This window comes from Streptococcus oralis (assembly GCF_001579025.1).
Taxonomy (GTDB): domain Bacteria; phylum Bacillota; class Bacilli; order Lactobacillales; family Streptococcaceae; genus Streptococcus; species Streptococcus oralis_X.
The window spans coordinates 717419-725183 of sequence record NZ_KQ970235.1; the positions used below are offsets into that span (position 1 = coordinate 717419).

The following is a 7765-nucleotide window of genomic DNA, read 5'->3' on the forward strand; positions in this document are numbered from 1 at the left end:
ATTACTACTCGAGACAGGTACGATTTAATCTCTATATTATGAAATTCTTTAATTTCTTTTAAGCATCTGGTTTGACCAGGTGTTTTTCACTATAAGCTTTCTTTAAGATTGTTTTATTACCCTAGAAAGGTAAAGGAGGGAATATCCCATGAGAAAGAAATTCTTTCTAACAAGTGCTGCAGTTTTGTGGGCCGCAACAGCTATGACGAGTGTCCATGCAGCAACCGATGTTCAAAAAGTAATCGATGAAACCTATGTTCAACCAGAATACGTTCTAGGTTCTTCTCTATCTGAAGACCAGAAAAATCAAACTCTTAGCAAACTTGGCTATGATGCATCAAAAGACACCAAAGATATCAAAACTATGACACCTGATATCTATTCGAAAATCATGAATGTGGCTAATGATGCTAGCCTACAGCTCTATTCATCAGCCAAGATTCAAAAGCTAGGTGATAAGTCGCCTCTAGAGGTCAAGATTGAAACGCCTGAAAATATCACCAAGGTGACGCAAGATATGTACCGTAACGCAGCAGTGACGCTGGGAGTGGAGCATGCAAAAATCACAGTTGCAGCTCCTATTCCAGTTACAGGTGAGAGCGCCCTTGCAGGGATTTACTACTCGTTAGAGGCCAATGGTGCTAAAGTACCGCAAGCCAATAAAGACTTGGCCCAAGAGGAGCTAAAAGCCTTATCCGATATTAATGCTGAAAACAAGGACAAATCAGGCTACGATGCCAATAAACTCAATGTCGCTTTGGCAGATATCAAGGCAGGAATCGCAAAGGCAAAAGAAGCAAAAGGCAATCTGACAGAAGAAGATGTTCGCAAAATCGTTGAAGACACACTAAAAAACTACAAACTTGATCAGGTTATAACAGGAAACCAGGTCAACATCATCATCAATTTTGCCCTTAATCTCTCAAAGAGCGACATCTTGAATAATGCTGATTTCACTAAAACCCTAAATGACCTCAAGGAAAGCATTGTCTCTCAAGCTGGAGATAGTTTTAAAAATATCAACCTCAACTTTGATGCCAATAAAGCGCTAGAAGACGGGGGTAACTTCTTTAGCTCCCTTTGGCAAGCCATTGTCAACTTTTTCAAGAGTTTTGGTGCTTAGGTCATTTCATGATATAATAGATGGTAACAGAAATGTTGCCGTCTTTTTTTGTCGGCCGATAGAAAGTGAAAAATATGCTAAAGAAAAATGATATTGTAGAAGTTGAAATTGTCGATTTGACCCATGAAGGTGCTGGAGTTGCTAAGGTAGAAGGTTTGGTTTTCTTTGTAGAAAATGCTCTACCAACTGAGAAAATCCTCATGCGAGTCCTTAAGGTCAATAAAAAGATTGGCTACGGGAAAGTTGAAGAATACCTTACACATTCTCCGCATCGTAACCAAGACCTTGACCTAGCTTATCTACGCTCAGGTATCGCTGATTTGGGGCATCTTGCCTATCCAGAGCAGCTCAATTTTAAAACCAAACAAGTCAAAGACAGTCTCTACAAGATTGCTTGCATTAGAGATGTAGAGGTTGCTGAAACACTTGGTATGGAACATCCAATCCAGTATCGAAATAAGGCCCAGGTGCCCGTTCGTCGAGTGAATGGTGTCCTGGAAACTGGTTTTTTCCGTAAAAATTCGCACGACCTTATGCCCCTTGAAGATTTCTTCATCCAGGATCCTGTCATTGACCAAGTTGTGGTAGTTCTTCGAGATTTGCTTCGTCGCTATGATTTGAAACCTTATGATGAAAAGGAACAGTCTGGCTTGATTCGGAATCTTATGGTGCGTCGCGGGCACTATTCCGGACAAATCATGGTTATCTTAGTGACTACACGTCCTAAAATTTTCCGAGTGGAACAGTTGATTGAACAACTTATCAAGCAGTTCTCAGAGATTGTGTCTGTCATGCAAAATATCAATGACCGAAATACCAATGCGATTTTCGGCAAGGAGTGGAAGACTCTTTATGGTCAAGACTATATTACGGATCAGATGTTGGGAAATGACTTTCAAATATCTGGGCCAGCCTTTTACCAGGTCAATACAGAAATGGCAGAAAAACTTTATCAAACAGCTATTGACTTTGCGGAGTTAAGAGAAGATGATGTGGTGATTGACGCTTATTCTGGGATTGGAACGATTGGATTATCCGTTGCCAAGCATGTCAAGGAAGTCTATGGTGTTGAAGTGATTCCAGAAGCAGTAGAGAATAGCAAAAAGAATGCCCGACTAAACAATATCTCAAACGCCCACTATGTATGTGACACAGCTGAAAATGCTATGAAGAATTGGCTCAAGGAAGGTATTCAACCAACCGTTATCTTGGTCGACCCACCACGCAAGGGTTTGACCGAAAGCTTTATCAAGGCAAGTGCTCAAACAGGAGCAGACCGCATTGCCTATATCTCTTGCAATGTCGCAACCATGGCGCGTGATATCAAACTCTATCAAGAGTTAGGATATGAACTGAAGAAAGTCCAGCCGGTGGATTTGTTTCCTCAAACGCACCACGTGGAGTGTGTAGCTTTGCTTGTAAAAGCGTAAAAACCTTGTAACGAAAGGGATAATCAAAAGCCTTGATTTTAAGGCTTTTTTGCATTTTCCTATAAAGAACTTGACATTATTAGTTACTTCCACTACAATAGAATTACATACCATTGGTATGATAGAAAGGGACTAAAATGGCAAGGAATAGAAACTCACATGAAACTAGAAAAAAAATACTAGAGGTCTCTAAAAACTTATTTTTAGAAAAAGGATTCGATAATACGTCAATCCAAGATATCATAGATGGCTTAGGTGGATTAACAAAAGGTGTTATCTATCATCATTTTGAGTCTAAATATGATATACTTCAAACAATCGTTAGCGAAAATAATCAAGAAATTTTAAATTATAATTGGAGAGGAAATACTGGATTAGAAAAGATACAAAATTCTTTGATGGACTCTTTCTCTAATTTTGAACACCAAAGGCTAGTATACTCTGCCTCAATCATGCTAAGAAGTCCACGTTTGTTAGGGGAGCAGTATCTAGGTCTATTTTCTGATTTTTTACCCGAAATTAGAGAAAAAGTTTACGAAGGAGTTGAAGATGGGTCTATTAAAACAGAATATCCAGAAGAGCTAGCAGATTTAATTGTTTTAACACTAAATATTTGGATTGGTTTTCAAATTTCCGTTTTTTCATTAGTAGAATTAAAGCGCAAAATGAATTTCATTAAACTTACTTTTGAAGGTCTAGGGGTACAGTTAATTTCTGATGAAATGATGGAGGTGATTTTCAACTTATTCGATCACTTAAAAAAATAGTAATTAAGTCATCGCATGAGATTCTTGTTAATACTAATTTCTATTTATGTATTATCAATTGAATAAATTATCTTACATAATTTATAATTAAAAAATAACATACTTTAAGTGTGTTATTAAAAATCTATTATACATACCATGGGTATGTTTGTTTTCAGTATATACATACCAATAGTATGTATAGTAACATTGTTTGAAGAATAAGCTTATTTTTAAATATTTGTCGAGATTAGTCTGAATAGTCTATTCTTTATTTACGCTTTGGAGGAAATAATCTATGTTGTCGCTTATTAAAATTGAATTAAATAAAGTTTCTAAATCTAAATTATTTTTAGCCTGGTTGTGTACTATATTTATAGTGTTAGGTATTACAGCAATCATTATTATGGGTTTAGGTACTGACAATAAACTAGGAGAATTCACTGGACAGGATTCTAATGTTATTAGTATTACTGGTAAATGGGAAGGGTGGGCAATTGTAGCTTCATTGTTTTCATCTTTATTTACAAAAGCAGCATTTTTGATTTTTGAATCTTTTTTATTGTCTACGATTATTATTGATGAATTTAAACGAAGAACAATTTTTCAGTTGTTTTCTTACCCTATTTCTAAAATAAAGTTACTATGGGGAAAAATTATTTCAGTCATTCTAGTAGCATTTATTGCCCATTTTTCTGCACATTTAGTGATTCAATTATTCATTAGATTCATGGCTGCTGTAACTGAATCTAGTTATATCCCTGTAGCTAGTCAATTAATTAACTTAGCTGGAATAACGTTTGCGACAGTACTAATAGGGTTACTACCATTTGTTTTAGGTATGATTAAGCATTCAACAGCTATAACAATGCTTACAGGACTTGGTTTAGCAGCATTACTTTCAAATGTAAGTCCAGGAAGTTTATCTAATAATATTGCTGATAACTTATTCTTTTTGATATTTGCAAGTTTCATAAGTTTAATGATTATTTCATTTTCAATTCTTGATATTTCAAGACAAGATATTAGTATCAAGTAGCATACCCGAGTTTAATTGAAGGAAAGTGAGAATTCCTTAATGATTTCTATAAAAAGAGACTGTATAAATTAATATTTATGCTCTGGGAGAACAATTCTTGCGTTTAAAGCTAGATATAGAAAGAGAGATAGAAATGAGAAATATTGTTGAAATAAAAGAAGTTTTTAAAACAATTGATAAAGAAGAAATTTTAAGTGGTATCAATCTTCAAATTGCTGAAGGAGAAATCTACGGTTTTTTAGGACCGAATGGTGCTGGAAAAACAACGTTAATGAAATGTATGTTATCCTTATCTACAATTACATCAGGTAGTATTGAGATTTTTGGGAAAAATTTACAAGAACACAGAGAAGAAATCCTAAGTCAGATTGGAAGTATTATTGAATCACCAATTTTTTATGATAATTGCACTGCAAAAGAAATTTTGGAAATTCACGCTCATTATATGGAGAAAAATATTACTGAATCAGATATAATAAGATCTTTAAGAATGGTCGGATTAAAAAATACGACTAAAAAGTAAAAGATTTTTCGTTAGGAATGAGGCAAAGGCTTGGTTTAGCTCGTGCCTTTCTAACAAAACCTAAATTGTTAATTTTAGATGAGCCAATCAATGGTTTAGATCCAATAGGAATTCAAGAAATTCGAAATCTTTTGTTGTCGCTTTCTAAGGAGCATGGAATTACAATACTAATATCGAGTCATATATTATCGGAAATTTCACAGATAGCAGATAAAATTGGTTTTATCAAAAATGGAGAAATTGTAGAACAGGTCTCTATGAAAGAGATTAGAAGAGAGAATATTAACTTAGAAGAATATTTTATGTCTCATTTTCTAAATGATATTAAAAATTATGAGGTAGATTAAGGATGAAACAATTGATAAAGAATCATCAGAAGGCTTTTTATGCTTTCATGATATTTAATATACTGGTACCATTAACTAATATTGCTTTTGCTTATTCTATTAAAGGTATTATTGATAGTGGTATGTCCCAAAATGAAGATGCCTTAACTCAAGCGGTACTAGTAGGAGCTAGTGTTATTTTCATCTATGCAGGACTCAATTTTATATCTCTTCGATTGAGAAATAAACTTGTTAGGCAAATCATGTCAAGATACAAAAACAAGGTGTTCCAATCTATTTTAGATAGCGATTATAGAGACTTTTCTAAAGAAAAATCAGGGAAGTTTATTTCTGTATTAACCGAAAATATGAAGAAAATCGAGCAAGATTATCTACACCAGTATTTTAATATTTCAAAAAACCTTTCCTTAATGATTTTTTCACTCCTAGCTATGTTTATAGGTAATTGGTTTTTGACCTTATTAGTTATCATTGCTAGTGTTATTCCGATAATAATTTCAGGATTTATTGGACAAAAATCAGCCTCTCTACAAAATAGTGCTATGATTGCAGATCAGAAGTATTTAGCTAAGGTTAAAGATATTTTAGCAGGATTTCTTGTTATCAAAAGTTTTAATGTGAAAGAGTCTATCTGTGAGGATTATAGTCATGAAAGTGAAAAATTTGATGAAATAAATTTTATAAAAGGGAAATTTGATGTTTTAGCTAATGTTATTTCGCAGCTTTCAGGGATGATTGTTTTTTTGGTAGCCTTTGGTGGAGGAATGTATCTTGTTTTTAATGGCCATACCACAATTGGAAGTGTAACAGCTATTGTTCAACTGGTCAATTTTGTAGTAATGCCACTAAATGAAGTTGGTATGGGAATAAGTAAATTCCGTGAAGGTCAGGCAACACTAGATGCATTTGAGGTAAAAGATGTAACAGAACTTCAGACTGGTGAAGCGAAAGAATATTTCGATGATATTATTTCTTTTTCAAATATAGACTTTTCTTACCCTAATACTGAAGAAAATATTTTTAACCATTTATCTTTGAAGATTCAAAAAGGGGAAAAAATTGCAATTGTAGGAATGTCAGGGAGTGGGAAATCAACTTTTCTCAATCTATTACTGCGTTTTTACGATGTAACAAGTGGACATATTTCAATTGATAATCAAGATATACAAGCTATTTCAGCAGAGAGTCTTTATAACTTAATGACAATTGTTCAGCAAGACGTTTATATTTTTGATGATACTTTAAAAACGAATATTACTCTTAATCAATCCTTTACTGATGAGGAAATAAAGCAAGCTGTACAGCAGTCAGGTTTAGAAAGTTATGTTTTAGAAAGTGAATCTGGTCTACAGACTTTATGTGGAGAGAATGGCTCAAATCTATCTGGCGGACAAAAACAAAGACTTAGTATTGCACGTGCCTTGATTCGAAAAACACCAATCTTATTATTTGATGAGGCAACCTCATCTTTGGATAATCAAGTAACTACTGAAATTGAAAATTCAATCTTGGATATTCAAGATTTAACTGCACTCGTAGTAACCCACAAGTTGAATGAGAACATTTTGAAAAGATATGATAGGATACTCTTTATGAAAGCAGGCGTCATTGTTGAAGATGGTTCTTTTTGTGACTTGATGGATAGGAGAGGTGAGTTTTATAAGTTGTTTGAGTTGAGTGTGTAATTCTCTTTCGTTTTATAGTATAATTTTATAAAACACTCTATCACTTTCGTTCTATAATATAGAAGTTTGCTATCACCACACGTTGAGGCAGTATCACTGCTTGTACGAGCTGAGGCATCAGCGAAGTAGAAGTAAATGATCTCCCATACAATAGGACTCGTAGAATGAGGAAGGAAACCGACGAAATGATACGGTAAGTCCGAACCGCTGAGTGCGTGGCTCTACTCTTCCGATCTGAGACAGTCGAAAAGTAGAAGGGGATGGTATTGGTATCAATCAATGAGTAACAAAGTAACAGCATGATTCGAAACATTTGCTTGTAATTTGCGGAGGAACATCAATATGGATGGAATAACAAAAGATTCTATAAAAACGGCTAAACTAATAAAACAATTATGGCCCCAATTGACCGATAAAGAAGCTTTTGATGAAGTAAAAAAATATACGAATGTCAAAAATACTGCAATCTTTACTGAAGTTGAAGGTGATACAATTGTAGGTCTAGCACTATGTTCACTTAGATTTGATTATGTTGAAGGTTGTAAATATAGTCCTGTTGGATTCTTAGAAGGGATTATTGTCGACGAGGAATATCGTTTAAAGGATATTGCTAAAAATCTCTGTACAAAATGTGAGGAATGGGCGAAAAATAAAGGATGTAAGGAATTTGCAAGTGACTGTACTTTAACGAATACGGATTCTATAAGATTTCATCTCAATATTGGATTTCAGGAGGCAAATAGAATTATTCATTTTAAGAAAAAATTATAATTTAGAAACGTGAATAAACTTGTTAAACTTTATGTATCTTTAGAAAGTGTGTTAACTTGAAAGAACAAATTTTTGATGGGTGGGAATCCCCCAATAACGAA

The 7765-nt window shown here is 34.1% G+C and carries 6 protein-coding genes and 1 pseudogene; all 7 read left to right on the forward strand.

The genetic code is table 11. From position 1 onward, the window contains the following. The first annotated feature begins 148 nt into the window (after positions 1-148). The 7 genes and pseudogenes from SORDD27_RS03415 to aac(6') all read left to right on the forward strand — a co-directional run bounded on the left by SORDD27_RS03415 (position 149) and on the right by aac(6') (position 7664). Entirely contained in the window at positions 149-1123 is a 975-nt protein-coding gene (locus SORDD27_RS03415; protein ID WP_001227377.1) for a DUF1002 domain-containing protein, read from the forward strand. Positions 1124-1197: 74 nt separating this feature from the next. Then, positions 1198-2553 carry a 23S rRNA (uracil(1939)-C(5))-methyltransferase RlmD gene (rlmD, locus tag SORDD27_RS03420; RefSeq protein ID WP_061427306.1) on the forward strand — a complete coding sequence of 452 codons (1356 nt, stop codon included), beginning with the start codon at positions 1198-1200 and terminating at the stop codon, positions 2551-2553. A 137-nt stretch (positions 2554-2690) separates the two neighbouring features. After that, the gene (locus SORDD27_RS03425) at positions 2691-3320 is read left to right on the forward strand and encodes a TetR/AcrR family transcriptional regulator (protein WP_038806084.1); all 630 of its coding nucleotides are present in this window, start codon (positions 2691-2693) and stop codon (positions 3318-3320) included. 277 nt (positions 3321-3597) lie between these two features. Beyond that, positions 3598-4338 (forward strand): ABC transporter permease, encoded by a 741-nt coding sequence (locus SORDD27_RS03430; RefSeq protein WP_038806085.1) that lies wholly within the window; start codon positions 3598-3600, stop codon positions 4336-4338. Between the two features lie 133 nt (positions 4339-4471). After that, a pseudogene (locus SORDD27_RS03435) lies at positions 4472-5208 on the forward strand (ABC transporter ATP-binding protein). A gap of 2 nt (positions 5209-5210) precedes the next feature. Continuing rightward, positions 5211-6893 (forward strand): ABC transporter ATP-binding protein, encoded by a 1683-nt coding sequence (locus SORDD27_RS03440; protein WP_038806087.1) that lies wholly within the window; start codon positions 5211-5213, stop codon positions 6891-6893. Between the two features lie 342 nt (positions 6894-7235). Then, positions 7236-7664 (forward strand): aminoglycoside 6'-N-acetyltransferase, encoded by a 429-nt coding sequence (aac(6'), locus tag SORDD27_RS03445; protein WP_061427308.1) that lies wholly within the window; start codon positions 7236-7238, stop codon positions 7662-7664. Positions 7665-7765: the final 101 nt, after the last annotated feature.

Bases quoted from the DNA above. Each gene is read 5' to 3' on its own strand.
- SORDD27_RS03415 (WP_001227377.1), top strand. From the start codon at position 149: ATGAGAAAGAAATTCTTTCTAACAAGTGCTGCAGTTTTGTGGGCCGCA.
- rlmD (WP_061427306.1), top strand. From the start codon at position 1,198: ATGCTAAAGAAAAATGATATTGTAGAAGTTGAAATTGTCGATTTGACC.
- SORDD27_RS03425 (WP_038806084.1), top strand. From the start codon at position 2,691: ATGGCAAGGAATAGAAACTCACATGAAACTAGAAAAAAAATACTAGAG.
- SORDD27_RS03430 (WP_038806085.1), top strand. From the start codon at position 3,598: ATGTTGTCGCTTATTAAAATTGAATTAAATAAAGTTTCTAAATCTAAA.
- SORDD27_RS03440 (WP_038806087.1), top strand. From the start codon at position 5,211: ATGAAACAATTGATAAAGAATCATCAGAAGGCTTTTTATGCTTTCATG.